Origin of the sequence: Aeromonas sp. R4-1 (genome assembly GCF_040908325.1) — a bacterium.
GTDB lineage: Bacteria > Pseudomonadota > Gammaproteobacteria > Enterobacterales > Aeromonadaceae > Aeromonas > Aeromonas veronii.
Genome location: NZ_JBFODM010000013.1, coordinates 1 through 25,003, shown reverse-complemented (window position 1 = coordinate 25,003; position 25,003 = coordinate 1). Strand labels below are relative to the sequence as shown.

Sequence of the window (25,003 nt, the reverse complement as noted above, 5' to 3'; positions counted from 1 at the left end):
AGAATCTGCTCCATGCGGGACAAGAAAATCTCTTTTCTGGTCTGACGGCGCTTACTGCTGAATTCACTGTCGGCGAAGGTGAGCTGATGACTCATGATGAACCCTTTTTCATGGCTCCAGATGACAAACATGATCTCATATCAGGGACTTGTTCGCACCTTCCTTAATGGAAGCTTTGTGACAGAGAGTGATGACTATTTCCACCATTGATTTAAATGTTAATAACAAATTTATCGCAGCAAATATGCAATTGCTCTTTCAAGGTCTCGAGTGGATAGCTCTTAGTGCTTGTTTTTACTGGGGAAAAAAGTTAAAAATCGACTATATGATTTGCTTGGATTAACAGGGTCCTTGGCTGAGTCCTTTGTAGTATTGCCGAACAGGCTGCCCTGTTGTTGATATCTGAAATAGTTTTGTCCGCTCTTGGCTATGTGAAAAGGGATAATGGCCGAGAGGTATTTGCACCTTGCATTCTGCAGCTAGCGGTTTGCCAGATCTGTTTTCCGGTTAACCAGTGACCATCCAGCATGAATGACCTTGACCAGATGAATACGCTTGACGAACGGTTACTGAAGACGATGGATGTTCTGCATACCCCGATCTGGGTTTATGACATCGAGCATCACCATATTTTCTGGGCAAACAGCGCCGCGCTCTCCGTGTGGGAGGCGACGTCTCTCGACGAACTCTGCTCCCGCGACTTCTCTGCCGATATGGCAACCGCCATCGATCTGCTGCTGCAGCGCTATCTGGGTGATTTTCAGCAGGGGCGCAGTTACAACGAGTGGTGGACCCTCTCCCCAAAGGGGGTCAAGAAGCAGATCTATCTACGCCTCTCTGGCATTCAGCTGGCTGGCCGTCTGATGATGATGACCGAAGCGGTGCTCGACTCCGATACCCTCTATCAGGAGTCCTCGCTGGCAACCGGCGATACCCTTGCCTGCCTGTTTGATAGCCATGGTGTGTTCGAGAGTGGCAACTATCACTTCGAAATGTGTTTCGGCCACCAGATCGCCAAGCTCTCCCAGGTTTTCTCCGGCAATGATGACAGCTTCTACCAGAAGCTCTCCCGTCTCGATGAAGTGGTGACCGAGGGGGAGTGCCGTACCCTCAAGGGGATGCGCTGGTTCCAGTATCAGTTCCGCTATATCCAGCAGGGGGCCCGCATTCTGCTCACCATGCGGGATATTACCGATCGCAAGCTCGAGGAGCTGGAGCATCGCCACCTCGCCTGGCACGACTCCTTGACCGGCCTGCTCAATCGGTATGGCTTGATGAAATCCCTTGAGGCCTATTGCGGGCTGGGGGAGCGTTTCGCGCTGGTGTTCATGGATCTGGACAACTTCAAGCTGGTCAACGACAACTACGGCCACAAGGCGGGAGATCGCCTGCTGGAGCGGGTCGCCGGTCGCCTCAAACAGATTTGCCCGCGGGATGTGGAGCTGGCTCGCCTCGGTGGCGATGAATTCACAGCACTGGTGCCGCTGGGCAATCAGGGGGATCGGGCGCAAGAGGTGGCCGATCAGATGCTCTCCCAGATGACCAAGCCGCTGCAACTGAGCGGGCTGCCGGAGGTGACCATCGGCGGCAGTATCGGTATCGCCATCTATCCCGATGATGCGGATGACGGGGACAACCTCATCACCCGTGCCGACATGGCCATGTATCAGGCCAAGCAGATGGGGCGGCTGCGCTGGCAGCGTTTCACCCCCAGCATGCAGCAGACCCTGCAGCGCAAGCTCAATCTCAAACAGTTTCTGGCCAAGGCCATCGGCCGCCAGGAGCTGAGCCTCTGTTACCAGCCGCAGGTCGATGCCGCCAAACGGCGTCTGATCGGTTACGAGGCGCTGCTGCGCTGGTACAACCCGGTGCTCGGCCATGTGTCGCCGGTGGAATTTATCCCGCTCGCCGAAGAGATGGGGCTGATCCGCGAGATCGGCAGCTGGGTGCTCTCCACCGCGCTGGCACAGGTCGCCAGCTGGCAGAAGCGTTTCCATCAGCGGGTGCCGGTCTCCGTCAACCTCTCCGGTTTCCAGCTCTCGTCGGCGTTGCCCGGGCAAGTTCGCCAGCAGCTGGAGCTGCACGGGGTGGATGCCTTCCTGTTGACGCTGGAGCTGACCGAAACCGTGCTGATGCTCGATATGAAGGGGTGCCTCGGCATTCTCGACGATTTGAGCGAGCAGGGGATCAAGATTGCCATCGACGATTTCGGTACCGGCTACTCCTCGCTGGCTTATCTCAACCGGTTGCCGATCAACAACATCAAGCTGGATCGCTCCTTCGTGGTCGGCCTCAACTTGCCGGTGATCCGGGCGACTGCAGCCATGGCCACCAATCTGGGGTTGGGGATCATGGCGGAAGGGGTGGAGGAGCCTCACGAGCTGGCCGCACTGCAGACCCAGGGGTGCCATGTGTTCCAGGGATATCTGTTCAGCAAGCCTCTTACAGTGGCGCAAGTTGAGGCGAGCGGTTTTGTGGTGGAGTGCCAGGTCGGGCGTTATCCACTGCTAGATGCCGTGATGGCAGAGTAACAAGTGTGCGTTAGGCCACAACTTGGGATTTTATTCCGCAATATTTAATCAAAATTAATCATTCTTTTGCGATCGGTCATGAGACGGATTGACTGGAGTTGCTAGCATGCGACCTCGTTTCTAGGGAAAGGAGTATCGCAATAATGAGTCATGCTGCTGTCAATGACCGTCCGGCCAGCCCTCCCAAAGGTTGGCTGAACCGTTTCCTCAATGGCGTCGAGAAAGCCGGGAACAAATTACCCGACCCCGCCATGCTGTTCCTCTACGCCTTGCTGATCGTCTGGGTCGGCTCCTGGGTGTTGTCACAATTCCAGTTTGATCTGGTCAACCCCCGTACCGGGGAGGCGGTAGTGGTCAACAACCTGCTGACCGGTGCCGGTCTGGCCGAGTTTCTCTCCACCATGGTGACCACTTTCACCGGCTTTGCCCCGCTGGGCATCGTGCTGGTGGCCATGCTCGGGGTCGGGGTGGCCGAGCAGTCAGGTTTTATCAATACCGGTCTGAAAAAGTTGCTGAAGGTGACGCCTGCCCGTTTTCTCACTCCCATGCTGATCCTGGTGGCGATCGTCAGCCACACCGCCGCAGATGCGGGCTATGTGCTGGTGATCCCCATCGGTGGCATCATCTTCCACGCTGCCGGACGCCATCCGTTGGCGGGGATCGCCGCTGCCTTTGCCGGCGTTTCCGGCGGTTTTGCCGCCAACTTCCTGCCCTCCGGCGGGGATGCGCTGCTGCAGGGTTTTACCCAGTCCGCCGCTCAGTTGCTCGATCCTGACTACATGGTCAACACCCTGTGCAACATCATCTTTACCGGTGCCTCTTCGTTGCTGATCATCTGCGTCGGCTGGTTCGTCACCGAAAAGGTGGTGGAGCCGCGCCTCAAGCATGTGGCGCTCAACGAGGATCTGGAGAGTGCCGACGAGATGGGGCGCTACAGCGCGCAAGAGAGCCGGGCCTTCAACTGGGCCGGGTTTGCCATGCTGGCGGCTATCGTGCTGCTGGCGCTGGCGCTCTCCCCGAGCGATTCACCGCTGCGTGCTGCCGATGGCTCCCTGACCACCTTCGCCGCACCGGTGATGAAGTCCATAGTGCCGCTCATTTTCCTGCTCTTTATCCTGCCCGGGATTGTCTACGGCTTTGTCGCAGGCAGCTTCAAGAGTGGCAAGGATGTGATCGACGCTATGTCGGCCACCATGAACAAGATGGGCTCCTACATGGTGATGGCCTTCTTCTGCGCGCTCTTTATCAAGGCGTTTGGCGACTCCAACCTGGGCACCCTGCTGGCCCTCTCCGGTGCCGAAGTGCTTCATGCGCTGGCGCTGCCCGGTGAAGTGACCATCGTCGGGATGATCCTGCTCACCGCCACCGTCAATCTGGTAGTCGGCTCGGCCTCCGCCAAGTGGGCGCTGATCAGTCCGATCTTGGTACCCATGCTGATGGCGGTGGGGATCTCCCCCGAGCTGACCCAGGCGGCCTATCGGGTCGGGGATTCTGCTTCCAATATCATCACCCCGCTGATGGTCTTCTTCCCGCTGGTGGTGGTCTATTGCCAGCAGTATGTGAAGAGCACCGGGATCGGTACCCTGGTCTCCATGATGCTGCCCTACTCGCTGGCCTTCCTGGTGAGCTGGACGATTTTCCTGCTGCTCTACTGGGCGCTCGGCTTCCCGCTCGGGTTGCAAGCCCCTTATGTCTATCCGGCCCCTTAAGCTGGGTGTGCGAGGGAGCCTTGGGCTCCCTCGTTTTTTTCGTTATGGTGTTACCTCATTTTGGAGGTGCCATGAATCAGACCATCGATCTTATCCTTTCCCATCGCTCCATTCGTCAGTTCACTGCCGAGCCGATCGCCCCGCAGCAGCTGGATGTCATTCTCGCCGCCGCCCAGTCCGCCTCGACCTCTAGCTTTTTGCAGGTGACCAGTATTGTGCGAGTCAGCGAACCCGAGGCGCGTCAGCAGCTGGCCATGCTGGCGGGCAATCAACCCTATGTGGTGCAGGCGGCTGAGTTTCTGGTCTTCTGCGCCGATTACCACCGCCACACCCAGATCGTGCCCGAGGCCCAGACCGGCTATGCGGAGCAGTTGCTGATCGGTGCCATCGACGGCGCCCTGATGGCGCAAAACGCCCTGATGGCGCAAAACGCCCTGCTGGCGGCCCAGTCGCTGGGGCTGGGCGGGGTCTATATCGGCGGCATTCGCAACCATCCGGCCGAGGTGAGCGAGCTGCTGGGCTTGCCCCATCAGGTGATCCCGCTGTTTGGCCTCTGCCTTGGTCATCCTGCCCAGCAGCCGGAGCAGAAACCCCGTCTGCCCAGGGGATTGGTGGTGCATCAGGAGCGCTACCAGCACGAGCTGGATCGCGGCCTGCTGGCCCGGTACGATCAGCAGATCGCGGACTACTATCAGGCCCGTAGCAGCAACAACAAGCAGCAGACCTGGAGCGGCCAGATCCGCGCCATTCTGGGCAAGGAGTCCCGCCCTTTCATGCTGGGATTCCTGCAATCGCGGGGCTTTAACCTCAAGTAATGGCGCTGATGGGCGATACTATGGGGAGGTGACCGTCATGGTCATCATCCCCTGATCCTGCAATCTCTCCCTGAGACCGGGGGCACAGCTTGGTGACAAATCGTGGGCAAGGGGGGATCTGCAGGCTACCTTAAGTGGGTAAGCTGTTGTAGGATCACGCAATTGGATAGGAACAGGGGTTTGGACATCCTATGATTTTAACTTTGGTATTGCTGTCTATCGGCGCACTCCTGTTTTTGGTTATCGCCTATAACGTGGTGCAGCAATATAAGCAGAAGGCAGAGGCGGACAAGCGTCACGCCGTTGCCAGACACAAGACGGTGGCTGACGAGACCGAAGAAGTGTTGCTGAACGTCAATCTGGTGCCTTTCTCCAAGAACATGGTGTTGCTGTTGCAGCACCGGATCCTCGATGCCTATCGCGCCATCGCCCAGGTGATGCCGAACAATCAGATCAAGCAGCGCATCGTCGATGTGCAGACCCAGATCAAGAATGTGCAGGAGAACTACAGCGTGCAGGATGAGGGGCAATTCAAGACCCCGGAGTCCGATCGTCAGGCGATCCAGATGCTGCAGCTGGTCAAGAAGATGCGGGCTGTGCTGCGGGTCGAGCACAACAAGGGCAAGATTGACCCTCAGGGGTTTGCCCAGGAAGAGCGCCGCCTCGAGCTGATGCAGCTCAAGATCAACATCTCCAATCTGGTCAAGCGTGCGATGGATGCCCGCATTCAGGGCCAATATGGTACATGCCGCCAGCTCTATACCAAGGGTCTGTCGGCCATGGCGAGCGTGGGCGACAAGGATCCCTATCTGCTGGCCCGTGAAGAAGATATGCGTCAGGGGCTCAAGGAGCTTGAAGAGCTGCAGCAGCAAAACAGCGCGCAGGATCTGCAAAACATCAAGGACAAGGAAGCTGACGAGCTTGATGTCCTGTTTCAACCCAAGAAGAAATGGTAAGCATGTCCCATCCACTCGATTCCACACTGGGGCCAATGGCCCCATTTGTTTCTCAGCTGTTGGCCGAGCTGGCCGCCAGTGGCGTCACCATTTCCCGGCCAACGGTCGATCACCTCTGTTATCGGGCGGCTACCCTGCAGGAGTACTGCGCGCTATGTGCTGTGCTGGCTGAGGCAGGTACCTTGCTGGTGGAGGGTATGATTGGCGGACGTCCCATCGCCACTTATCAGTTGCGTCAGCCGCTGTTGGCTGATGAGGTACAGGTACCCTGTATCGAGCTGGCTGCACCGAAACCGGGTCGTGTCCATCAGGCGGGGCTGGAACATATCGAGCTGGTGGTCACTTCACTGCAAGATCTGGTAGCGTGCTATCCCGAGCTGCCATTCAAAACCGGCAACATGCAGGATATCCGCAACCCCGATATTGGCCTGATGTTGCCCTCCGGACAGATCAAGTTTCATCTGCGCCCGCTGGCTGAGGTGATCGCCGAAGAGGTGGCGACCGACGCTGTGGTCGCGGTGCCTGCGGGTTATTTCGATCAGGAGTGATCCTGTGCTCAATGCGGTGCGAGCCTGACAGGCTCTTGAATAACGCAGCAAAAGGGGTCACCGGTGTGACCCCTTTTGCTATCTGGTGACGCTTGGTGGCGAGAGCGCTATCTGCTCGTGGGTGACCCTGTTTGCGCTGAGCCCGTTACCCGTGTCGGTGGGGTTGCTGGGCAGGCAGTGGCGATTGGCTTCGCTGCTTGAGACGGCCGAGCCAGAGGCTCAAGCCCGCCGTCAGGATGAGGACCAGTTCAATCCCCATGACCAGACCGCCCAGCTCACCCTGCTCCCAGAAGGGGTGCAGGTAAAGTCCCCCCAGACTGGCTCCCAGATAGTAGGCCACCAGATAGAGGGAGGAGGCGAGGGCGCGGTTGTGTTCGACATGATGACCGACCCAGGCGCTGGCGCAGGCGTGTGCCAGGAAAAAGCCGAAGCTGGAGATCAGCAAGCCACTCAGGATCCCGAGCAGACTGCCCTGCAGCAGCCACAGACTCCCGAGGGCCATCAGCGCGATCCCGACCAGCAGCATGCGTTGTGCCCCCCAGCGATTGGCAAAGCGACCGCTCAGAGAGGAGGCCACCGTCCCCGAGAGATAGGTGAGAAACAGCATGCCGAGCCACTGCGTGGGCAGGGAGAAGGGGGGCTTGGCCAGCAGGAAAGTGAGGTAGCTGAACTGGTTCAAAAACACCATAAAGTTGAGTCCCCCGATAAGGTAAGCCCCTACCAGCAAGGGATTGGTCAGGTGTTGCTGCAAGGCGCGAGCAAATTGGCCGCGAACGGGGGCGCTCGCCACAAAGCGGGTCTGATGGGGCAGCAGCCAGAAGACCAGCGGCAGCAGTGACAGGCTGATCACACCAATCCCCAGAAAGGTATGCTGCCAGTCGCCAAACCAGCCCGCCAACAGACCGCCGACCACCCGACCGGCAATGCCACCGAGGGAGTTGGCGGCAATATAGACCCCCACCGCCGAGAGCAGCGCCCGTTTGCTGAACTCTTCCCCCATATAGGCAATCGCGGTCGCGGGCAGCCCTGCCAGCAGCGCGCCCTGCAGGATGCGTAGCAGCAGCAGGGTGCCAAACTGCTCAACCAGCGGGATTAACAGTGAGAGCAGGATCGCCAGGGTGAGTGTCCCCAGCATGACTTGCCGACGGCCATGGCGATCCGCCAGTCTGGCGCAGATCAGCAGGGAGGCGGCGAGGCCTGCAGTGCATCCTGCCAGGGTCCAGCTGGCCGAGAGGGAGTTGACCGAGAAGACCTCGGCGATCAGGGGTAACAGGGGATGGGTCTGGTAGAGGTTCAGAAACACCAGAAAAGAGCCCAGGCTGAGGGCCAGGGTTGCACGTATCCACTCGCGACTTCCAACTTCAATCATTGCGTATTGTCCTGACTACTTTTGGTCAGGGTAGAGTCCTTGCGGTTATAAATATAATATATTTAAGTTATCCATCTCATAAGATGAATTGATACATGGATCTGAAACAGCTCACCTATCTGCTGGCGGTCAGGGATGCCGGCTCATTTACCAAGGCAGCCAACAGTCTGCATGTGGCACAGCCGGCCATCAGCATGGCCATTGCCAAGCTGGAGCAGCAGCTCGAATTGCGGCTGTTTGATCGACAGGACCGGGCGGTACGGCTCACCCCGGAGGGAGAGGTGCTCTGTCGCCATGCCGAGCGCTTGTTGCTGCAGATGCATCAGGCCGAGGCCGAGATGGCCGAGCTCAAGGGGCTGGAGCGGGGGGAAGTGCGGATCGGGATCCCCTATATGATGGGCTCCTACTATTTTCCCCCTCGACTGATGGCCTTCAAGCATCGCTATCCCGGCCTCAAGATCCGGGTCGAAGAGGCCGGCACCCGTGAGCTGCTCAGCCGGATGGTGGATGGCTCCCTCGATCTGGCCATTCTCATCACCAGTGATCTTCCCCCCGCCATCGAGGGGGCACATCTGCTGAGCGAAGAGATGTTGATGGTGGTGGGGGACGATCACCCCTTGCGCGGCGAACCGGCCGTCACCCTCTCGCAGTTCTTTGCTCAGGAGCTGGCGCTGTTTCGCCGTGGTTTTTACCACCGGGAGCATATGGAGGCGCTAGCCCAGAGCCTGGGCGTTGAACCCGATATCGCCTTCGAGAGCAATCTTATCCCTCTGCTCAAGGCGGTGGTGCGGCAAGGTTTTGCGGTGACCACCTTCTTGCGGATGGTGCTGGAAGAGGAGCCGGATCTGAGTGGCGTGCCCTTCGACCCGCCCATCTACCTCGACCTCTGTGTGGCGTGGCGGCGTGGCGATCCGCTCTCCATGGCCAACCGTGCCTTGCGTGATTTCCTACTCAAGGAGCGCCCGGCCTGATGGCGGCGGGTCATTGCTGAAAGTTTGTTACTATTAACGGTGGGTTCGCTTGAGGGCTACACCATGAAATTGCAGCAATTGCGCTATATCGTCGAGGTGGCGAACCACAGGCTGAATCTGTCGGCCACCGCCGAGAGCCTCTTTACCTCCCAGCCCGGGATCAGCAAACAAGTGCGGATGCTGGAGGATGAGCTGGGGATCCAGATCTTCGAGCGCAGCGGTAAACACCTGACCCAGATCACTCCCATCGGTCGGGATGTGATCAAAGTGGCCGCCGAGGTGCTGGACAAGGTCGCCACCATCAAGGTAATGGCCAGGCAGCATGTGCATCCGGAGCAGGGAACCCTCACCATTGCCGCTACTCATCTGCAAGCCCGTTATATTCTGCCCGCCATCCTCAAGGGCTTCATGGCCCGCTTTCCCAAAGTTGCCGTAACTGTGATGCAGGGGAGTGCGGCGCAGTGCCGCGCAGCCGTGCATGATGGCGCTGCCGATCTGCTGCTGGTGGATGAACCTGAGGAGGGGAGCGATCTGCTCATGCTCCCCTGTTTTCAGTGGCAACGGGGCTTGGTGTTGCCAAAGGATCATCCGTTGGCCAAAGCGACATCGCTGACCCCGGCCGAGCTGGTGGAGTTTGCAATGGTGACTGACGGAAGGGCTCTCTCCACTACTCAGGTCACTGATTGCGCTCATGCCGAGAGCCGGATCGCCTGTTGTGCGAGCGACAGCGATGTGCTCAAGACCTATGTCAGACAAGGGATGGGTATAGGGGTGATGGCAACCTTTGCCTGGGAGCCCCAGCGCGATGGGGATCTGGTGCTCAAAACGGCGCCCTGGCTACCAGGCGGTGTAGCTGCTATCGGGTTGCGCAGAGGGGCATTTTTATGCGGCTATCTCTACGATCTGATTGAACGTCTCGCGCCGCAATTGACCCGCGAGCGGGTCGAACAATACTGTGCTGCCCGCACTGGCGAAGAGCTTGAAGCTCTGCTGGCCAATCTGACCGTACCACAGCGATAGCTAGGGTCGTCCCAAGAAAAACGCCTCCGTTCGGGAGGCGTTTGACTATCTGACATTCGTCAATGCAGGCTCACTTCTTCAGCATATGATCCAGCTTGTTGGCCTTGGTCGACAGATAGAACTCGTTGTGGGGATTGCGCCCTTCCTGCAACGGTACCCGTTCGGCCACCGGAATACCGAAGGATTCCATCGCTTTCATCTTGCGCGGGTTGTTGGTCATCAGTTTGAGAGACTTGACCTCAAGCTGCTTGAGCATATCGGCGCAGATGGTGTAGTCGCGCATATCGGCGGCGAAACCAAGGGCCACGTTGGCTTCCACGGTATCGGCCCCCTGATCCTGCAGGTGATAGGCGCGGATCTTGTTGAGCAAGCCGATGCCACGGCCCTCTTGACGCACATACAGCAACACGCCACGACCGGCTTTGGCGATATTTTCCATGGCCGCTTGCAACTGGAAACCGCAGTCACAACGCAGGCTGAACAGGGCGTCGCCGGTCAGGCACTCTGAGTGGATCCGGCCCAGCACGGGCTCTTCACCGGTAATGTCGCCCATCACCAGTGCGGCGTGATCTTTGCCTGTGCCGGTTTCCTGAAAACCTACCAGCGTGAAGGTGCCCCAGGGGGTTGGCAATTTGGATTTGGCCACGAGGGTAACGCTGCTCATAGGTTGCTCCTTACTACTAACGGCTCAAAAAAGGGGGGCCAGTTTAGCGCGCCTTGTCAGGAACGACCATAAGAACAAGTCCCTGCATTGCTTAATGAAATCTCCAAATGAGATACAAGCACAGCTGTCCGGCGGGGTTTTGGCCCTTTGTGCGGATTGATGACTGCCAGGCTCACCACATTCGGGTATAATCGGCGCCCATTAACCCACCCCTTCGGGATGGGAGCAACACAGTGCAGGAGAGAAGTTATGCCTCAGATGGCCCCCGTAATGACAATTGATGGCCCCAGTGGTGCAGGTAAAGGCACCTTGTGTCAGCTGCTTGCTGAGAAGCTGGGTTGGCACTTGCTGGACTCGGGCGCCATCTATCGGGTGTTGTCCCTGGCCGCCCTGCATCACGATGTAGAGCTGGACAGTGAAGCCTCACTGGTGCCACTGGCTGCCAATCTGGATGTGCAATTTCAGGTTGAGGGCGATCTGGTCAAGGTGATCCTGGAAGGGGAAGATGTCTCCCGCACTATCCGCACCGAAGAAGTGGGTAATGCTGCCAGTAAAATCGCCGCCTTCCCCCGGGTGCGCGAAGCCTTGCTGCGCCGTCAGCGGGCATTTCGTCAGGCCCCGGGTCTGATTGCCGATGGTCGTGACATGGGCACAGTTGTTTTCCCCGAGGCCGAGGTGAAGATTTTCCTCGACGCAAGTGCCGAAGAACGGGCCCAGCGTCGCTATAAGCAGTTGCAAGATAAGGGCTTTGATGTTAACTTTGAGCGTCTTTTAACCGAGATTCGGGAACGTGACGATCGCGACAGAAATCGCGCTACTGCACCCCTGAAACCGGCAGAAGATGCTCTGGTGGTAGACTCTACCGCCATGACCATAGATGAAGTGCTGGCAACAGTACTCGCCTATGCAGAGCAACAACTTGGTGATGCCAGCGCAAGCTGACATCCGGTCGTCTGCACCAAGGATGGCGCAGATTATTTAAAACAGCCCCGCTTGTGCCGGATTGCAAGTGGATGTTTCATTTGTGACATAAACAATGATCGAATCTTTTGCTCAACTCTTTGAAGAGTCCCTGAACGCCGTTGAAACCCGTCAAGGTTCCATCGTCAAGGGTACTGTCGTTGCTATCGAGAACGGTTTCGTACTGGTTGACGCCGGTCTGAAATCCGAGTCCGCTATCCCGGCTGAAGAATTCAAGAACGCCATGGGCGAGCTGGAAATCAACGTCGGCGACACCGTTGACGTGGCTCTGGACTCTATCGAAGATGGTTTCGGCGAAACCAAGCTGTCCCGCGAAAAAGCCAAGCGCCACGAAGCCTGGCTGCAGCTTGAGAAGGCTTACGAAGAGCAAGCTACCGTTATCGGTATCATCAACGGCAAGGTCAAGGGTGGTTTCACCGTTGAACTGAACGGCATCCGTGCCTTCCTGCCGGGTTCTCTGGTTGACGTGCGTCCGATCCGTGACACCGCTCACCTGGAAAACAAAGAACTCGAGTTCAAAGTCATCAAGCTGGACCAGAAGCGCAACAACGTTGTTGTTTCCCGTCGTGCCGTGATCGAGACCGAGAACACCTCCGAGCGCGAAAGCCTGCTGGCTAACCTGCAAGAAGGTCAAGAAGTTAAGGGTATCGTCAAGAACCTGACCGACTACGGTGCATTCGTAGATCTGGGCGGTGTTGACGGCCTGCTGCACATCACCGACATGGCGTGGAAGCGCGTTAAGCATCCTTCCGAAATCGTCAACGTTGGCGACGAGATCGCTGTCAAGGTTCTGAAGTTCGACCGCGAGCGTACCCGTGTATCCCTGGGTCTGAAGCAGCTGGGCGAAGATCCCTGGGTTGCTATCGCCAAGCGTTACCCGGAGACCACCCGTCTGTCTGGCCGCGTGACCAACCTGACCGACTACGGCTGCTTCGTTGAAATCGAAGAAGGCGTTGAAGGCCTGGTACACGTATCCGAGATGGATTGGACCAACAAGAACATCCACCCGTCCAAAGTTGTTAACGTTGGTGACGTGGTTGATGTGATGGTTCTGGACATCGACGAAGAGCGTCGTCGTATCTCCCTGGGTCTGAAGCAGTGCAAATCCAACCCGTGGCAGCTGTTTGCCGAAACTCACGCCAAAGGCGACCGTGTTTCCGGCAAGATCAAGTCCATCACTGACTTCGGTATCTTCATCGGTCTGGATGGCGGCATCGACGGTCTGGTTCACCTGTCTGACATCTCCTGGAACAACCAGGGCGAAGAAGCCGTGCGTGAATTCAAGAAAGGCGACGAGATCGAAGCCGTTGTTCTGCAAGTGGATCCGGAGCGTGAGCGCATCTCCCTGGGTGTCAAGCAGATCGAAGAAGACCCGTTCAACAAGTACCTGGCTGACAACAAGAAAGGTGCTATCGTGAAAGGTAAGGTTACCGAGGTTGATGCCAAAGGTGCCGTTATCGAACTGGCTGATGGCGTAGAAGGCTACCTGCGTGCCTCCGACGCTGCTCGTGACCGTGTAGAAGACGCCACTCTGGTGCTGTCTGTTGGTGACGAAGTTGAAGCTAAATTCATGGGCGTTGATCGTAAGAACCGCACCGTAAGCCTGTCTGTCCGTGCTAAGGACGAGGCTGATGAGCGTGTTGCTATCGATAACCTGAACCAGCAAGAAGAAGTTGTGTTCAGCAATGCTATGATGGAAGCGTTCAAAGCCGCCAAGGGTGAGTAATCCTTGATGCAAGAAAAGGGCGGCATTGCGCCGCCCTTTTTTATCCTGGCAAAATGAATATTGCATGTGATCGGGGAAGGAGATTTAACGTTATGACCAAATCAGATCTCATCGAACAACTGGCAGCCAGCCGCATGCATATGCCGGCCAAGGATGTCGAAGCCGCCATCAAGGAGATCCTTGAGCAGATGGCGTCGACCTTGCAAAACGGCGACCGGATTGAAATCCGCGGATTTGGCAGTTTTTCACTGCACTATCGTGCGCCCCGTGTGGGCCGCAACCCCAAGACTGGGGACAAGGTTGAACTGACCGGGAAATATGTCCCGCACTTCAAACCTGGTAAAGAGTTGCGCGAGCGCGTCAACATCGTTGAATAATGCAGAAATGGGCATACCTCGGGTATGCCTTTTTTGTTTTTAGCGCCGATTCCTGTGCCAATCGTCTTGTTTCTTAAACTCTTTTCCCATTCACACTAGAGTCTGCCTGCGATTTTAAGGATAATCAGCCTCTCATTAGATACTGACAGGGAGCTCTTATGAAGCGTATTTTGGCCCTCATTCCGCTGGTGCTGGTGTTTGTTCTGACCCTGGCGCTGGGCTCACAAAATGGCCAGCTGGTTCAGTTCAATTACCTGATCGCTCAGGGTGAGTTTTCACTTGCCATGCTGTTGGGCTTCTTCTTTGCTGGCGGCTTTTTGCTGGGCTGGCTGGTATTCGGCCTGCTGTTCCTGCGCCTGAAAATGCAAAACCGCACCCTCAACCGCACCATGCGTCGTCAATCCCGCGAGTTGGAGCTGGCCCGGTCACCGGGTAAGGAATAATGTTCCTCAATGCTTGAACTGCTTTTCCTGCTGTTGCCCATCGCCGCCGGTTATGGTTGGTACATGGGTCGCAGGAGTGTTCGCCAGGACACCCAAAAACAGAGTAACCAGTTTTCCCGCCAGTATGTGGCGGGCCTCAACTATTTGCTGTCCGATGAATCCGACAAGGCGGTGGATCTCTTTATCCAGCTGCTTGAGGTGGACAGTGAAACCATCGAAACACACCTCTCCCTCGGCAACCTGTTTCGCCAGCGTGGGGAGGTCGATCGTGCCATCAAGATCCACCAGAACCTGGTAACCCGCCAACTGACCCGAGAGCAGCGCCAGCTTGCTCTGCAGGAGCTGGCTCGCGACTTTCTTGCTGCAGGTCTGCTCGACCGGGCGGAAGCGCTCTGGAATGAGCTGTGTGACGACAGCGATTTTGAAGAGACGGCGCTGGCACAGCTGTTGATTATCCATCAGCAGTTGCGGGATTGGGACAAGGCCATCGATGTGGCAGTTCGTCTGCAAAAATTCCAGGGCAAGAAGCTTGCCGACCCCATCTCCCATTTCTATTGCGAACAGGCCGAAATCGCGCTGCGTGAGGGCAATAAAGGGGAGGGGCTGGTCAAGCTCAAACGGGCGCTCAATATCAATCCGGCATGTGCCCGGGCCAGTTTGCGCCTCGCTGAGCTCGCCATGGCTGAGGGGGAGTATGAGCAGGCCAGCAAGGAGCTGCTGCGGGTGTTCGAGCAGGATATCGACTTTGCCTCCGAGGCAATGCCCAAATTGCTCGAGTGCTATCAGCAGTTGGGCCGCACGCCTGCGTTGATCCCGCTGCTTGAGAAGGCAGTGGAAGATCACGCCGGTGTCAGCGTGACCCTGGCCCTTGCCAAGCTGGTTGAAGAGCGTGATGGCCTGAGCCAGGCCCGTTCCCTCGTGTTGCGTCAGCTGCGTCGTCATCCGTCGATGAAAGGTTTTTACCAGCTGGTGGGTTTTCAGCTGGCCAGTGCGGAAGAGGGGCCTGCCAAGGAGAGCCTCGAACTGCTGCAACAGCTGGTCGGCGAGCAGATCAAAATCAAGTCAACCCACAAGTGTCGGCAGTGCGGCTTTGCCACTCACTCGTTGTTCTGGCAGTGCCCGTCTTGTCGCCAGTGGGGTTCCATCAAGCCGATCCGCGGTCTGGACGGTGAATAACAAGCAATAGGATGTGAGATGCAAGATCCCAAAGTACTGGTAGCGCTGGATTATCAGCACGAGGCAGATGCCTTAGCGTTCGTTGAACGTATCTCTCCGGCCCAGTGCCGTCTCAAGGTAGGCAAGGAGATGTTTACCCTGTTTGGCCCGCAGTTTGTACGCCAGCTGGTGGCCAAGGGATTCGATGTCTTTCTGGATCTGAAGTTTCACGATATTCCCAATACCGTTGCCAAAGCCGTGGCAGCCAGTGCCGAGCTCGGTGTCTGGATGGTCAACGTGCATGCCAGTGGTGGTGAGCGGATGATGCGTGCCGCCAAAGAGGCGCTTCTGCCTTATGGTGACAAGGCCCCCCTGCTTATCGGCGTGACCGTGCTGACCAGCATGGAGCAGTCCGACATGATCCCTCTTGGTCTGGATGTAAGCCCCGCCGAGCAGGTGGTCCGGCTGGCTACCTTGACCAAAACATCCGGTCTGGATGGGGTGGTCTGTTCCGCCAACGAGGCCCATGAGCTTAAAGCCTTGCTGGGTGATGAGTTCAAGCTGGTGACCCCGGGTATTCGCCCGACCGGTTCAGCGGCCGGGGATCAGCGCCGGGTGATGACACCGAAAGCGGCGGTCGAGGCGGGGTCCGATTATCTGGTTATCGGTCGCCCCATTACGCAGGCTGCCGATCCGGCCGCCATGCTGGCCAGCATCAATGCCGAGCTGGTTGGTGCGTAACAGGCTCACTCAGTGATACACGGTGCAGGCCGAGCAACAGGCCTGCACCGGCCCCGATAAGATGAGAGCCGATGTGTACCCTGGCATTGATCAGGGTGGATATCGGGCTCTCTCCTGCATTGTAGAAGTCCATCGCCAGCTTGAGCCCCATCCCTGCCAACAGTAGCCAGCCCGATGTGCGGCGTCCGTGGCGAATATCCTGCATTGCCCCCCAGACAAACAGGCCATGCAGCGAGCCAGATAGCCCCATGTACCACTGGGTCTGCGGGCACCACCACCAGATCCCCAAGCCCACTGCCAACCAGAGCAGCAACATCAGCAGCGGCAGGCGAGCCCCACCCAAATAGTCGCGAAACAGGCTATAGAGGATGGCGAGGCCGCCCAGATTGAGCAGCAGGTGCCACTGATTGGTATGAGCCAGATTGCCTGTTATGATCCGCCACCCTTCGCCCCCGGCGATCAAGGGCCGATCGAAGGAGAGCTGAAGATTGGGAACGGTAAAGAAGAGTAGCAAGCTGGTGAGAGAGAGCGTGATAACCCAGAGCAATCCAGATTTGTCTGACAACATGAAACAGTCCAACGACAAGAACAGTCGATACTGTACACGTTGCACCCGAGCCCTCAAAGCCTGCCTGTGCGATTATATTGTGCCGGTTGACAATCACACGCCCCTCTACATCTTGCAGCACCCCAACGAGGTGGCACATCCCAAGGGGACTGCGGCGCTGCTGGCGGCCTCTTTGCAACAGTGCGAGATCCATGTGGGGGAGGACTTTTCCCGCGATGAGTGGCTCAATGGGTTACTCGCAGAGCCTTCCCGCCGCTGCTATCTACTCTGGCCGGATGAGGATGCCATTTCGCTGACCGATCTTCGCCAACAGCGGGAGAGTGAACCCTCTGGCAAAATGTCCATCGCCTTTATCTTGCTCGACGGCACCTGGCGCAAAGCCTATCGCATGTTGCAGAGCAACCCGGCACTGGCCCGCTTGCCCCGCATCGGCATTGGTGCCATTGCCGGTCAATATGCCATTCGCAAGAAACCCTTTCCCGATGCCCTCTCTACCATAGAGGCGGGCTATCACCTCTTGTCCCGGTGGGAGGGGAGGCCGGAGCACTATGCGCCCTTGCTGACCCTGTTTAACCGGTTGAATACCCAGTGGCAGGACTTTGCCGAAGGCCGCCGCGCGTGACAATTCAAGGAGTTATCAAGATGAAAAAAGCAGTCGTGGTTTTCAGTGGCGGTCAGGACAGCACCACCTGTCTGGTACAGGCATTGGCTCAGTATGATGAAGTGCACGCCATCACCTTCGACTATGGCCAGCGCCATCGGGAAGAGATCGACACCGCGCGTCGTCTGGGCAGTGCTCTGGGGATCGCCGCCCACAAGGTGATGGATGTGACGCTGCTCAATGAGCTGGCGGTCTCTGCCCTGACCCGTGACGACATCCCGGTCAGCTGCGAGCTGCAGGATAATGGCCTGCCCAACACCTTCGTGCCGGGTCGCAATATCCTGTTCCTGACCCTGGCTTCCATCTATGCCTATCAGGTGGGCGCCGAAGCGGTGATCACCGGTGTCTGCGAGACCGACTTCTCCGGCTATCCCGATTGCCGTGACGAGTTCGTCAAGGCCCTCAATCAGGCGGTGTCGCTGGGGTTGGATCGCGGCATCCGTTTTGAAACTCCCTTGATGTGGCTCGACAAGGCCGAGACCTGGGCTCTGGCGGATCACTATGGTCACCTCGACACGGTGCGCCAGCAGACCCTGACCTGCTACAACGGCATTGCCGGTGACGGTTGCGGCACGTGTCCTGCGTGTGAACTGCGCAGTCGCGGCCTGAACAACTATCTGGCCGACAAGGCGGGCATCATGGCCAGACTGTTTGAGAAAACCGGGCTGGGTGAGAAAAGCGCAGAGTGAGCCTGCGTCTTGCCGTGGCTTGGGGTATAATCCGCGACTTTTGCAACAAGCCGTGATCGAGATGCACTACCCAATCAACGAGATTTTCCAGACCATCCAGGGGGAGGGCATCTTTACCGGCCTGCCCGCCATCTTTGTTCGCCTGCAGGGTTGCCCGGTGGGCTGCCCCTGGTGCGATACCCGTCATACCTGGGTTGTTGATCCGGCTCGTGAAGTGGGCAAGGCAGCGGTGCTGGATCGCTCCAACGAATCCGATTGTTGGAGCCAACTTAGCACCGCGCAGATTATCAAGAGCTTTACCGACCTGGGTTATCAGGCGCGCCATGTGGTGATCACCGGTGGCGAGCCCTGCCTCTACGATCTGCACGAACTCTCGTCAGCCCTGCTGGCGGCGGGTTATCAGGTGCAGATTGAAACCAGTGGCACCAGCGAGATCAAGACCCATGAGCAGACCTGGGTGACCGTCTCCCCCAAAATTGGCATGAAAGGGGGGCTGCCTGTGCTGGTCTCGGCGCTGGAGCGGGCCAACGAGATCAAGCATCCGGTGGCCACCGAGCACCATATTGAAGAGCTGGATACGCTGCTCGCTACTGCTACCCTGCGCCCTGATGTGGTCATTGCCTTGCAGCCGATCAGCCAGAAGCCAAGGGCCACCCAATTGGCGATGGATACCTGTATCGCGCGTAACTGGCGACTCTCAATCCAGACTCATAAATATCTGGATATCGATTAATATGGATTGGCTATCCGACGAACAGGTACTGCTGACCCTGACCAACAAGATGCCTTACGGTAAATATCAGGGGCGGCGTATCATCGATATTCCAGAGCCCTATCTGGTGTGGATGGCGCGCAGCGGTTTTCCGGCGGGTAAATTGGGCCAGACGCTGGCGTTGGCTTACGAAATCAAACTCAATGGACTTGAGTCCATGATTATTCCCATTATTAACAGGATGTCGGTATGAGAATATATACGAGGCAGGGCGATAAGGGCATGACCCGGCTGGCCGATGGTATCCAGTTGCCAAAGGATCATTTGCGGGTCGAGACCTACGGTTATATCGATGAGCTCAACTCCCATATTGGCTTGCTGATTTGTGATGTGCCGTCGCAAGAGATCGGTTTATTGGCTGATTTACAGCTGTTGCAACAGGAGTTGTTTGATCTGGGGGGGGAGTTGGCATTCTCCAGCGACGCCCAGAATGAATCAATTTGGCAAGTTAATGCCGCCTGGACCACTCGCCTTGAACAGCAGATAGATCGTTATAGTGAGCCATTGCCGCCGCTGCACCAATTTATATTGCCCGGTGGTTCCCGTGCCGCGGCGCAAGCACATGTGGTGCGCACTCTGGTGCGTCATTGCGAGCGCTTGCTGCTGACATTGAGCCGGGAAGAGCGGGTCAATCCCGAGGTGCTGCCCTATCTGAACCGGATGAGTGACTGGTTCTTTACCGTTGCCCGCTATCTCATCTGCGTAGCAGGGGATCGTGAAGTGCTGTGGGTCAAGGCAGCAGATCGCCCGCAATCGGCTATCTGATATTTCACGTTTAAGCGGCAATAAAAAACCTCGCCTTGGCGAGGTTTTTTATTAGCAACGAGATTGAGATCAGATAGCAAAGTCTTCCAGTGATTTGCCTGCTGCCACTGCGCTGGCAATAGCCGAAGGCATACGGCCCTGGCCGGTCCAGGTTTTCTCTACGCCATTATCCTGATAGCGATATTTGGCCGGACGTGGCGCCCGCTTGGCTTTTTCTGATTTGCCGGGGTTGGTAGCGACCGCGCTTACCAATTCTGCCGGGTCAATACCGGCTGCTTTCAGCATTTCGCTATATTCGTTAATTTTCCGCAGATGCTCTTCACGGGCTTGGCGCTCGGCAGCCTCATCCTGCTGACGTTCAGCAACGATAGTAGAGAGTTTTTCCAGTGCCTCTTCCAGTTGTTCCAGAGAAAGCTCGCGGCAGGTCGCACGCAGACTGCGGATATTAAGCAGTACCTTTAAAAATTCATTCATAGGAGTTACCACGTCGAGTCAGAGAAAAATATTATGTTTCAGCTGATTCTTGCTTGGTGATTTAAATAAGTCAAGCCGGGTTAAATATAATATCCGGGGGAACCTCAATACAGATATTTAATATGGCCAGCAATAGGCTTGGTGATTGGATGCCAATGAGGCCGCAGTAGGTGAAAATAGCGTCAAAGCTGGCGTTGTTGCATCATTTGACTACCATTTTCCGGCCTTGATCTGTTTATTATGATTATTTAATCAAAAAACTTGCTATAAGCTGCCATCTCGATAAAATGTGCGGCGAATACCTTTAAGTAGAGGCGCGCTGCCTATGAGTATTTGTGCGGAGGGTGATGCCTGTGATGCACAAGGAAAGGAGTCAGCGCCGAAGTGGCCAGGCCATCATACCGGGCTGCTGGTTCTGCATCTAATAGGTGCAGGACTGCCATAGTCATCCACTATGGAGCGCTACCTGAAGGGGCTGAGGAGTATGACCTCCCCATAGGTTTTGTTTCTTTAGATCCTCTCGGTAGATCTCCACCTGTAATCTTTAGGTGCAAAGAGATCATGGACATTAGTCATTTCGCCGACTCCGGTTGGTCCGTTCTTCCCCCCCTGTTGGCTGTCGCGCTGGCGATCCTGACCCGCCGTGTACTGTTGTCCCTTGGTGTGGGTATCGTCACCGGCAGTTTGCTGCTCAATCAGTTTTCTCCCCTCGAATCCCTGCATTACATGTTGAATACCGTGCTCAAGATCTTCTGGGTCGATGGTGCGCTCAATCGTGACAACGTCAACATGATCCTGTTTATGCTGCTGCTGGGCGGCCTCATTAGCCTGATGAGCGTCTCCGGGGCGACCCGTGCCTTTGCCGAGTGGGCCGAGCGTCGTGCCAAGACCCGCAAGGGCGCCAAAGCCCTGACTGGCATGATGGTGTTTGCCTTCTTTATCGATGACTTCTTCCACAGCCTGTCGGTGGGGGCCATCTGCCGTCCGGTCACCGACCGCTTCCAGATCTCCCGTGCCAAACTGGCCTATCTGCTGGACTCCACCGCGGCGCCGGTCTGCGTGCTGATGCCCATCTCCTCCTGGGGTGCTTATATCATCGCCCTGGTTGGCGGCATCATGGCGGCCCACGGTCTGACTGAGCAGAGCCCCATCGCGGCGTTTGTCGAGATGATCCCGATGAACCTCTACGCCGTCTTCACCCTGATCATGGTGCTGGTGGTGATCGCCTGTCAGCTGGATATCGGCCCGATGCGTCAACACGAAGCGTGGGCGCTGGAAGGCAAGCTGTGGGATGAGTCCAAGGGCCGCCCCATCGGTCTGGATATGGAGAGCCCCGAAGAGAGCAACGGCGGCATGATCGATATGGTATTGCCGATCCTGACCCTGACCGCTGCCACCATCTATTTCATGATCGATTCCGGTGCTGCGGTGCTGAGCGAGAAAGGGCTGCCGTTCAGCGTGCTCGGTTCGTTCGAAAATACCAACGTCGGCTCTTCGCTGGTCTACGGTGCCCTGTGCAGTCTGGTGGTCTCCATCGGTCTGGCGATGCGCCTGAAGCTGGGAGCCAAGAACTGGATCAAGGCCGCGCCGCAAGGTGTCATGGCCATGCTGCCGGCCATCAACATCCTGCTGTTCGCCTGGACCATCGGTGCTGTGGTGCGTGATGTGGAGACCGGCAAGTACCTGGCTTCGCTGGCTAACGGCAACCTGCCGATCGAAGTGCTGCCTGCCGTGGTCTTTATCCTCTCCTGTGCCATGGCGTTTGCCACAGGTACCAGCTGGGGTACCTTCGGCATCATGCTGCCGCTGGCCGGTGACATGGCCGCCGCCAGCGACATCAGCCTGATGCTGCCGATGCTGGCCGCGGTACTGGCTGGCTCGGTGTTCGGGGATCACAGCTCGCCCATCTCCAGCACCAGCATCCTCTCTGCCACCGGTGCTGGTTGCCATCACATCGATCACGTGATGACCCAGCTGCCCTATGCACTGGCCATCGCCTTCGGTGCGGCCATCGGTTACCTGGCGATGGGCTTGATGCACTCCAGCCTGGCCGGTTTCAGTGTCAGCGCACTCTGGTTCGTGCTCTTTACCGGTTATCACCTGAAAAAGGCCAAAGCGCGGCCAGTGCTGGCCACCGCGTAACATTTATAGAGCAAGGGGCCCGCGGGCCCCTTGGTTTTGTCAGGGGCTTTGGTTAGCATGCGCCCCATAAATTCAGTTTCGGAACAGTATCATGGCTTCACTGCACTACAAATTTGCCACCATGAATTCAGGCAAATCCACCCAGCTCATTCAGGCGCACTTCAACTATCTGGAGCGGGGCATGCATCCTCTGGCGATGACGCCAGCCATCGATGACCGTTTCGGGGTTGGGGTGATCAGTGCCCGGGTTGGTCTTGAACTGAAGGTGGACGTGTTCAGCGACAGCTGTGATCTGTTTGAAATGGTGAAAGAGCGCCATGCAAAGAAACATATCGATGTCTTTATCGTGGACGAGGCCCAGTTCCTGACCCGTGAGCAGGTCTACCAGCTGGCCCGCATCGTCGATGAGCAGGATATTCCGGTGATGGCCTATGGCCTCAAGACCGATTTTCGCGGCGAGCTGTTCCCCGGTTCCTACCATCTGCTCTGTCTGGCCGACAAGTTTGAAGAGCTGAAGAGTATCTGCTGGTGTGGCAACAAGGCTCACATGAACTCCCGGGTCAACGAAGCGGGGCAGGTGATGCGTGATGGCGAACAGGTGGAGATCGGCGGCAACGATCGCTATGTGTCGCTCTGTCGCAAACACTATCTCGAAGGTCAGGCCTACAAGTAATTCGGCTGCGATATTTGAATCGTCGAGAAGGGCGCCAATCTGGCGCCCTTTTTATATTCCCCAACTTGTATCGCTGTGGTTCAGTCGATCTCGATATCCACCGGCGCAATGATGGGGTCGGCCACCGGCAGGCGTTGAAACAGCTGGCGAAAATGGTGCTGTACCCGGCCTATATCGACCAGTGACATGCCGGAGGCAAAGCCGAACCAGACATAGAGGCCGGTGAGATCGCGAAACATCGGCGGCAAATAGCGGGGAGCGGCGATCAGCCCCTCCAGATAGTGCTGATAGAGCACCGGAATGTCATCCAGCGTCACCTTGCCGACAAACAGCATCGGCAGGATCTCGGGCACCCCTTCCAGCACGGCGCTGCGGATAAAGTTGACCGTCTCCACATAGCCACGCACGTAGGAGAGATCCTTGGTAAAGCAGGCGCCGCCGCCCACCATGCCGCCACGAAAGACCCGCTGGGTGATCTTGTAGGCGTCGTGCTCGCTGGTGCCCTGCTGTACGAAGTGCTGAAACACCTCGATAAAATCGGCGCCGCGCTCGGCCATGTCGATGGCCATCACCCGATCGGAAATGCGCTTGGCCCGATCCGGAAAGGAGCTGAAGGTGAGGGTCTCTATCAGAACGGCCAGCCCCTCCTGACAGGCGGTGATCCGCGGTGAACCGGCGCTCAGCCAGGTGGCATAAGGCTGCTGGCGACCGTTGAGGGTGGTGCCGACATGGACCCACCCCTCGTGTACCTCCAGTACCTGCAAGTCCAGCTCGGAGAAACGGGCGTGGGAGTTGAGCTTGATGTAGTCGCCACCAGCCGCGGCATCGGAGACGATGCCATCGCTCAGCTTCACCTGCACAGTGCCGTCACTGAAGTAGCTCGACAGCTTGCCCTGCAGTTTGGCGACCGCGGCTTCTCCTTCGAACTCCTTGGGGTAGGGGCGCACCAGATGGCGGGCGCCGGGCAGGGAGAAGATATCGCACAGGCGGGCGCCCAGCTCCTTGAGAGTCTTGCGATCCCCGCGCAGGTGATCGCTGGCAGAGCCATAAAGCAGCTGGCTGTAACGCTGAAAATCGGGTTGGCCCCGCTGGCGCAGCATCTCGATCACCACCATGTACTGATCGACCGTCTCTTGCAGGATCCGGCCAAGATCGTCCTGTGGCCCCAGTTTTCTGCGGATCCGGTCCCGCAGCTCTTTGAGCTCCAGATACTTGTTGCGCGGATCGAAGCCGAGGGGGAGGGCATCATAGAAGTGCCTGTCGATAGCGGGCAGCTCCCTGCCACCGCTTACCAGAAAGCGATCCTGCAGATGGCGTGGCCATTTGATGGCATCCAGAATGCGGATGGGTTTTTGCAGGGTGAGCAGCTCATCCGAGAGTGATTTCAGATGAAGGCGATACTTTTCTTGGATAGTCATGGGCCCCCTGTGGGGCAAGCGTCATCGTGGATTTGGCTGAGTATATGCATAGCGCTTGCCAAAAAGAAGCGAGCCGCAGGGTTATCGGGTTGGCGTGCTTTTTGTTGATAGCAAATTGGTTTAGACTGCGCCCCTTGATCCCAATCTTGTCGTGGAAATGATGAATATCCCCAGCTCCGAAATGATAATGCGTTGGTTGCAACAGGCTCGTATCGAGCACTATGTCTGCGACCAGTGTCACGGTATCCACATTGTCTCTTTGCAGTCGGTCGATGGTATTCAGGAGAGCCGGATCTTCGTGGAAGAGGAAGGCCTGCTGTTCTCCTCCGAGCTGGAAGTGCGCCCCTCCGCAATGCTGCCGCTGGTTGCCGAACTGGGCCGACTCAATATGCAGTACCCCTCCCTCAAGGTGTTCCTCGATATCATCGATGACAACCTGCCGCGGCTGGTGGTCGGCCACACCGTCTTTACCAAGGCCGGACTCAGCGTCGAGCAGTTCCTGCTGTTCGTGCAAAGCACCATCGCTGCCACCCACGAACTGGTTGCCGAATGCGAACGTTCCGGCTTCCTCAACCTGCCGGAAATCCAGGTTGCACCGGAATCTGTGCATTAAGTGTTCGAACGGTTCGCCAGGTGAAAAAAGCCGTTGACGCGGGTGGGGCTTTCCCCTAAATTACGCCCCGTTCCAGCGCAACAGCGTAGCGAACACCGTGTTGGCTGAACACGTTAAACCACAGACCAAAATTTGGTGAGGTGTCCGAGTGGCTGAAGGAGCACGCCTGGAAAGTGTGTATACGGCAACGTATCGAGGGTTCGAATCCCTCCCTCACCGCCA

26 protein-coding genes, 1 tRNA gene and 1 riboswitch are annotated in these 25,003 nt (G+C 57.2%); of the genes, 22 read left to right on the top strand and 5 right to left on the bottom strand.

Annotation, left to right across the window (positions count from 1 at the left end; genetic code table 11):
• The first annotated feature begins 578 nt into the window (after window positions 1-578).
• The 5 genes from AB5Y90_RS01440 to AB5Y90_RS01420 all read left to right on the top strand — a co-directional run bounded on the left by AB5Y90_RS01440 (window position 579) and on the right by AB5Y90_RS01420 (window position 6,559).
• Window positions 579-2,531, top strand: a complete 1,953-nt coding sequence (locus tag AB5Y90_RS01440) for a bifunctional diguanylate cyclase/phosphodiesterase (protein WP_307896845.1) — start codon at window positions 579-581, stop codon at window positions 2,529-2,531.
• A gap of 143 nt (window positions 2,532-2,674) precedes the next feature.
• Entirely contained in the window at window positions 2,675-4,240 is a 1,566-nt protein-coding gene (locus AB5Y90_RS01435; protein WP_040069319.1) for an AbgT family transporter, read from the top strand.
• Between the two features lie 71 nt (window positions 4,241-4,311).
• Window positions 4,312-5,055, top strand: coding sequence for an oxygen-insensitive NADPH nitroreductase (gene nfsA / locus AB5Y90_RS01430; protein WP_307896653.1), 744 nt, complete (start codon window positions 4,312-4,314; stop codon window positions 5,053-5,055).
• Window positions 5,056-5,246: 191 nt separating this feature from the next.
• Window positions 5,247-6,011: a hypothetical protein gene (locus AB5Y90_RS01425; protein WP_005337161.1), complete on the top strand. Its 765-nt coding sequence runs from the start codon at window positions 5,247-5,249 to the stop codon at window positions 6,009-6,011.
• Entirely contained in the window at window positions 6,005-6,559 is a 555-nt protein-coding gene (locus tag AB5Y90_RS01420) for a VOC family protein (protein ID WP_307896654.1), read from the top strand. The genes AB5Y90_RS01425 and AB5Y90_RS01420 overlap by 7 nt, the downstream gene beginning before the upstream one ends.
• A 145-nt stretch (window positions 6,560-6,704) precedes the next feature.
• Here AB5Y90_RS01420 and AB5Y90_RS01415 read toward each other — a convergent pair whose 3' ends face one another.
• On the bottom strand, window positions 6,705-7,928 hold the full coding sequence (locus AB5Y90_RS01415) for an MFS transporter (RefSeq protein ID WP_064341137.1): 1,224 nt from the start codon (window positions 7,926-7,928) through the stop codon (window positions 6,705-6,707).
• A 95-nt stretch (window positions 7,929-8,023) separates the two neighbouring features.
• Between AB5Y90_RS01415 and AB5Y90_RS01410 the strand changes: the two genes are divergently transcribed.
• Window positions 8,024-8,899 carry a LysR family transcriptional regulator gene (locus AB5Y90_RS01410; protein WP_005337156.1) on the top strand — a complete coding sequence of 292 codons (876 nt, stop codon included), beginning with the start codon at window positions 8,024-8,026 and terminating at the stop codon, window positions 8,897-8,899.
• Between the two features lie 63 nt (window positions 8,900-8,962).
• Window positions 8,963-9,919 carry a LysR substrate-binding domain-containing protein gene (locus AB5Y90_RS01405; protein ID WP_307896655.1) on the top strand — a complete coding sequence of 319 codons (957 nt, stop codon included), beginning with the start codon at window positions 8,963-8,965 and terminating at the stop codon, window positions 9,917-9,919.
• Between the two features lie 70 nt (window positions 9,920-9,989).
• Here AB5Y90_RS01405 and ribA read toward each other — a convergent pair whose 3' ends face one another.
• Window positions 9,990-10,583 carry a GTP cyclohydrolase II gene (ribA, locus tag AB5Y90_RS01400; protein ID WP_005337152.1) on the bottom strand — a complete coding sequence of 198 codons (594 nt, stop codon included), beginning with the start codon at window positions 10,581-10,583 and terminating at the stop codon, window positions 9,990-9,992.
• A 249-nt stretch (window positions 10,584-10,832) separates the two neighbouring features.
• Between ribA and cmk the strand changes: the two genes are divergently transcribed.
• The 6 genes from cmk to pyrF all read left to right on the top strand — a co-directional run bounded on the left by cmk (window position 10,833) and on the right by pyrF (window position 16,006).
• A complete protein-coding gene (cmk, locus tag AB5Y90_RS01395) occupies window positions 10,833-11,525 on the top strand; it encodes a (d)CMP kinase (protein WP_019444698.1) in 693 nt (230 codons plus the stop codon).
• A 94-nt stretch (window positions 11,526-11,619) separates the two neighbouring features.
• Window positions 11,620-13,290: a 30S ribosomal protein S1 gene (rpsA, locus tag AB5Y90_RS01390; protein ID WP_005337148.1), complete on the top strand. Its 1,671-nt coding sequence runs from the start codon at window positions 11,620-11,622 to the stop codon at window positions 13,288-13,290.
• 92 nt (window positions 13,291-13,382) lie between these two features.
• A complete protein-coding gene (ihfB, locus tag AB5Y90_RS01385; protein ID WP_005337145.1) occupies window positions 13,383-13,667 on the top strand; it encodes an integration host factor subunit beta in 285 nt (94 codons plus the stop codon).
• Window positions 13,668-13,825: 158 nt separating this feature from the next.
• Complete coding sequence (locus AB5Y90_RS01380; protein ID WP_005337143.1) at window positions 13,826-14,110, top strand: LapA family protein; 285 nt, start codon at window positions 13,826-13,828, stop codon at window positions 14,108-14,110.
• Between the two features lie 9 nt (window positions 14,111-14,119).
• Window positions 14,120-15,286, top strand: a complete 1,167-nt coding sequence (gene lapB / locus AB5Y90_RS01375; protein ID WP_307896656.1) for a lipopolysaccharide assembly protein LapB — start codon at window positions 14,120-14,122, stop codon at window positions 15,284-15,286.
• A gap of 18 nt (window positions 15,287-15,304) precedes the next feature.
• Entirely contained in the window at window positions 15,305-16,006 is a 702-nt protein-coding gene (gene pyrF, locus AB5Y90_RS01370; RefSeq protein WP_307896657.1) for an orotidine-5'-phosphate decarboxylase, read from the top strand.
• On the opposite strand, the gene rrtA is transcribed toward pyrF, so the two are convergent.
• Entirely contained in the window at window positions 15,981-16,574 is a 594-nt protein-coding gene (gene rrtA, locus AB5Y90_RS01365; protein WP_307896658.1) for a rhombosortase, read from the bottom strand. The genes pyrF and rrtA overlap by 26 nt on opposite strands.
• Here rrtA and AB5Y90_RS01360 point away from each other — a divergent pair.
• From AB5Y90_RS01360 to AB5Y90_RS01340, 5 genes are all read left to right on the top strand, one after another.
• Window positions 16,573-17,196 (top strand): tRNA-uridine aminocarboxypropyltransferase, encoded by a 624-nt coding sequence (locus AB5Y90_RS01360; RefSeq protein WP_307896659.1) that lies wholly within the window; start codon window positions 16,573-16,575, stop codon window positions 17,194-17,196. The genes rrtA and AB5Y90_RS01360 overlap by 2 nt on opposite strands.
• A 20-nt stretch (window positions 17,197-17,216) precedes the next feature.
• A complete protein-coding gene (gene queC / locus AB5Y90_RS01355) occupies window positions 17,217-17,924 on the top strand; it encodes a 7-cyano-7-deazaguanine synthase QueC (protein WP_042013218.1) in 708 nt (235 codons plus the stop codon).
• 61 nt (window positions 17,925-17,985) lie between these two features.
• On the top strand, window positions 17,986-18,657 hold the full coding sequence (gene queE / locus AB5Y90_RS01350; protein WP_019444695.1) for a 7-carboxy-7-deazaguanine synthase QueE: 672 nt from the start codon (window positions 17,986-17,988) through the stop codon (window positions 18,655-18,657).
• Window position 18,658: 1 nt separating this feature from the next.
• Window positions 18,659-18,889, top strand: a complete 231-nt coding sequence (locus AB5Y90_RS01345) for a DUF3820 family protein (RefSeq protein ID WP_005337126.1) — start codon at window positions 18,659-18,661, stop codon at window positions 18,887-18,889.
• Window positions 18,886-19,461 carry a cob(I)yrinic acid a,c-diamide adenosyltransferase gene (locus AB5Y90_RS01340; protein ID WP_307896660.1) on the top strand — a complete coding sequence of 192 codons (576 nt, stop codon included), beginning with the start codon at window positions 18,886-18,888 and terminating at the stop codon, window positions 19,459-19,461. The genes AB5Y90_RS01345 and AB5Y90_RS01340 overlap by 4 nt, the downstream gene beginning before the upstream one ends.
• Window positions 19,462-19,530: 69 nt before the next feature.
• Here the strand turns inward: AB5Y90_RS01340 and AB5Y90_RS01335 are convergent, their stop codons facing one another.
• Window positions 19,531-19,935 (bottom strand): H-NS family nucleoid-associated regulatory protein, encoded by a 405-nt coding sequence (locus tag AB5Y90_RS01335; protein WP_005359895.1) that lies wholly within the window; start codon window positions 19,933-19,935, stop codon window positions 19,531-19,533.
• Window positions 19,936-20,236: 301 nt separating this feature from the next.
• Window positions 20,237-20,408, top strand: a riboswitch (Lysine riboswitch).
• An 88-nt stretch (window positions 20,409-20,496) separates the two neighbouring features.
• On the opposite strand from AB5Y90_RS01335, the gene AB5Y90_RS01330 reads away from it, so the two are divergent.
• Both AB5Y90_RS01330 and AB5Y90_RS01325 read left to right on the top strand, forming a co-directional pair.
• Window positions 20,497-22,077, top strand: coding sequence for a Na+/H+ antiporter NhaC family protein (locus AB5Y90_RS01330; protein ID WP_069527952.1), 1,581 nt, complete (start codon window positions 20,497-20,499; stop codon window positions 22,075-22,077).
• A 91-nt stretch (window positions 22,078-22,168) separates the two neighbouring features.
• Window positions 22,169-22,750: a thymidine kinase gene (locus tag AB5Y90_RS01325; RefSeq protein ID WP_307896661.1), complete on the top strand. Its 582-nt coding sequence runs from the start codon at window positions 22,169-22,171 to the stop codon at window positions 22,748-22,750.
• An 80-nt stretch (window positions 22,751-22,830) separates the two neighbouring features.
• On the opposite strand, the gene AB5Y90_RS01320 is transcribed toward AB5Y90_RS01325, so the two are convergent.
• Window positions 22,831-24,168 carry a flavohemoglobin expression-modulating QEGLA motif protein gene (locus tag AB5Y90_RS01320; RefSeq protein WP_113740695.1) on the bottom strand — a complete coding sequence of 446 codons (1,338 nt, stop codon included), beginning with the start codon at window positions 24,166-24,168 and terminating at the stop codon, window positions 22,831-22,833.
• A gap of 157 nt (window positions 24,169-24,325) precedes the next feature.
• Between AB5Y90_RS01320 and AB5Y90_RS01315 the strand changes: the two genes are divergently transcribed.
• Both AB5Y90_RS01315 and AB5Y90_RS01310 read left to right on the top strand, forming a co-directional pair.
• Window positions 24,326-24,781: a YbjN domain-containing protein gene (locus AB5Y90_RS01315; protein ID WP_005337119.1), complete on the top strand. Its 456-nt coding sequence runs from the start codon at window positions 24,326-24,328 to the stop codon at window positions 24,779-24,781.
• A 134-nt stretch (window positions 24,782-24,915) separates the two neighbouring features.
• Window positions 24,916-25,003 (top strand) — tRNA-Ser (locus AB5Y90_RS01310).

Coding starts and splice junctions, on each gene's coding strand:
- AB5Y90_RS01440 (WP_307896845.1), top strand. CDS start 579: ATGGATGTTCTGCATACCCCGATCTGGGTTTATGACATCGAGCATCAC.
- AB5Y90_RS01435 (WP_040069319.1), top strand. CDS start 2,675: ATGAGTCATGCTGCTGTCAATGACCGTCCGGCCAGCCCTCCCAAAGGT.
- nfsA (WP_307896653.1), top strand. CDS start 4,312: ATGAATCAGACCATCGATCTTATCCTTTCCCATCGCTCCATTCGTCAG.
- AB5Y90_RS01425 (WP_005337161.1), top strand. CDS start 5,247: ATGATTTTAACTTTGGTATTGCTGTCTATCGGCGCACTCCTGTTTTTG.
- AB5Y90_RS01420 (WP_307896654.1), top strand. CDS start 6,005: ATGGTAAGCATGTCCCATCCACTCGATTCCACACTGGGGCCAATGGCC.
- AB5Y90_RS01415 (WP_064341137.1), bottom strand. CDS start 7,928: ATGATTGAAGTTGGAAGTCGCGAGTGGATACGTGCAACCCTGGCCCTC.
- AB5Y90_RS01410 (WP_005337156.1), top strand. CDS start 8,024: ATGGATCTGAAACAGCTCACCTATCTGCTGGCGGTCAGGGATGCCGGC.
- AB5Y90_RS01405 (WP_307896655.1), top strand. CDS start 8,963: ATGAAATTGCAGCAATTGCGCTATATCGTCGAGGTGGCGAACCACAGG.
- ribA (WP_005337152.1), bottom strand. CDS start 10,583: ATGAGCAGCGTTACCCTCGTGGCCAAATCCAAATTGCCAACCCCCTGG.
- cmk (WP_019444698.1), top strand. CDS start 10,833: ATGCCTCAGATGGCCCCCGTAATGACAATTGATGGCCCCAGTGGTGCA.
- rpsA (WP_005337148.1), top strand. CDS start 11,620: ATGATCGAATCTTTTGCTCAACTCTTTGAAGAGTCCCTGAACGCCGTT.
- ihfB (WP_005337145.1), top strand. CDS start 13,383: ATGACCAAATCAGATCTCATCGAACAACTGGCAGCCAGCCGCATGCAT.
- AB5Y90_RS01380 (WP_005337143.1), top strand. CDS start 13,826: ATGAAGCGTATTTTGGCCCTCATTCCGCTGGTGCTGGTGTTTGTTCTG.
- lapB (WP_307896656.1), top strand. CDS start 14,120: ATGCTTGAACTGCTTTTCCTGCTGTTGCCCATCGCCGCCGGTTATGGT.
- pyrF (WP_307896657.1), top strand. CDS start 15,305: ATGCAAGATCCCAAAGTACTGGTAGCGCTGGATTATCAGCACGAGGCA.
- AB5Y90_RS01360 (WP_307896659.1), top strand. CDS start 16,573: ATGAAACAGTCCAACGACAAGAACAGTCGATACTGTACACGTTGCACC.
- rrtA (WP_307896658.1), bottom strand. CDS start 16,574: ATGTTGTCAGACAAATCTGGATTGCTCTGGGTTATCACGCTCTCTCTC.
- queC (WP_042013218.1), top strand. CDS start 17,217: ATGAAAAAAGCAGTCGTGGTTTTCAGTGGCGGTCAGGACAGCACCACC.
- queE (WP_019444695.1), top strand. CDS start 17,986: ATGCACTACCCAATCAACGAGATTTTCCAGACCATCCAGGGGGAGGGC.
- AB5Y90_RS01345 (WP_005337126.1), top strand. CDS start 18,659: ATGGATTGGCTATCCGACGAACAGGTACTGCTGACCCTGACCAACAAG.
- AB5Y90_RS01340 (WP_307896660.1), top strand. CDS start 18,886: ATGAGAATATATACGAGGCAGGGCGATAAGGGCATGACCCGGCTGGCC.
- AB5Y90_RS01335 (WP_005359895.1), bottom strand. CDS start 19,935: ATGAATGAATTTTTAAAGGTACTGCTTAATATCCGCAGTCTGCGTGCG.
- AB5Y90_RS01330 (WP_069527952.1), top strand. CDS start 20,497: ATGGACATTAGTCATTTCGCCGACTCCGGTTGGTCCGTTCTTCCCCCC.
- AB5Y90_RS01325 (WP_307896661.1), top strand. CDS start 22,169: ATGGCTTCACTGCACTACAAATTTGCCACCATGAATTCAGGCAAATCC.
- AB5Y90_RS01320 (WP_113740695.1), bottom strand. CDS start 24,168: ATGACTATCCAAGAAAAGTATCGCCTTCATCTGAAATCACTCTCGGAT.
- AB5Y90_RS01315 (WP_005337119.1), top strand. CDS start 24,326: ATGATGAATATCCCCAGCTCCGAAATGATAATGCGTTGGTTGCAACAG.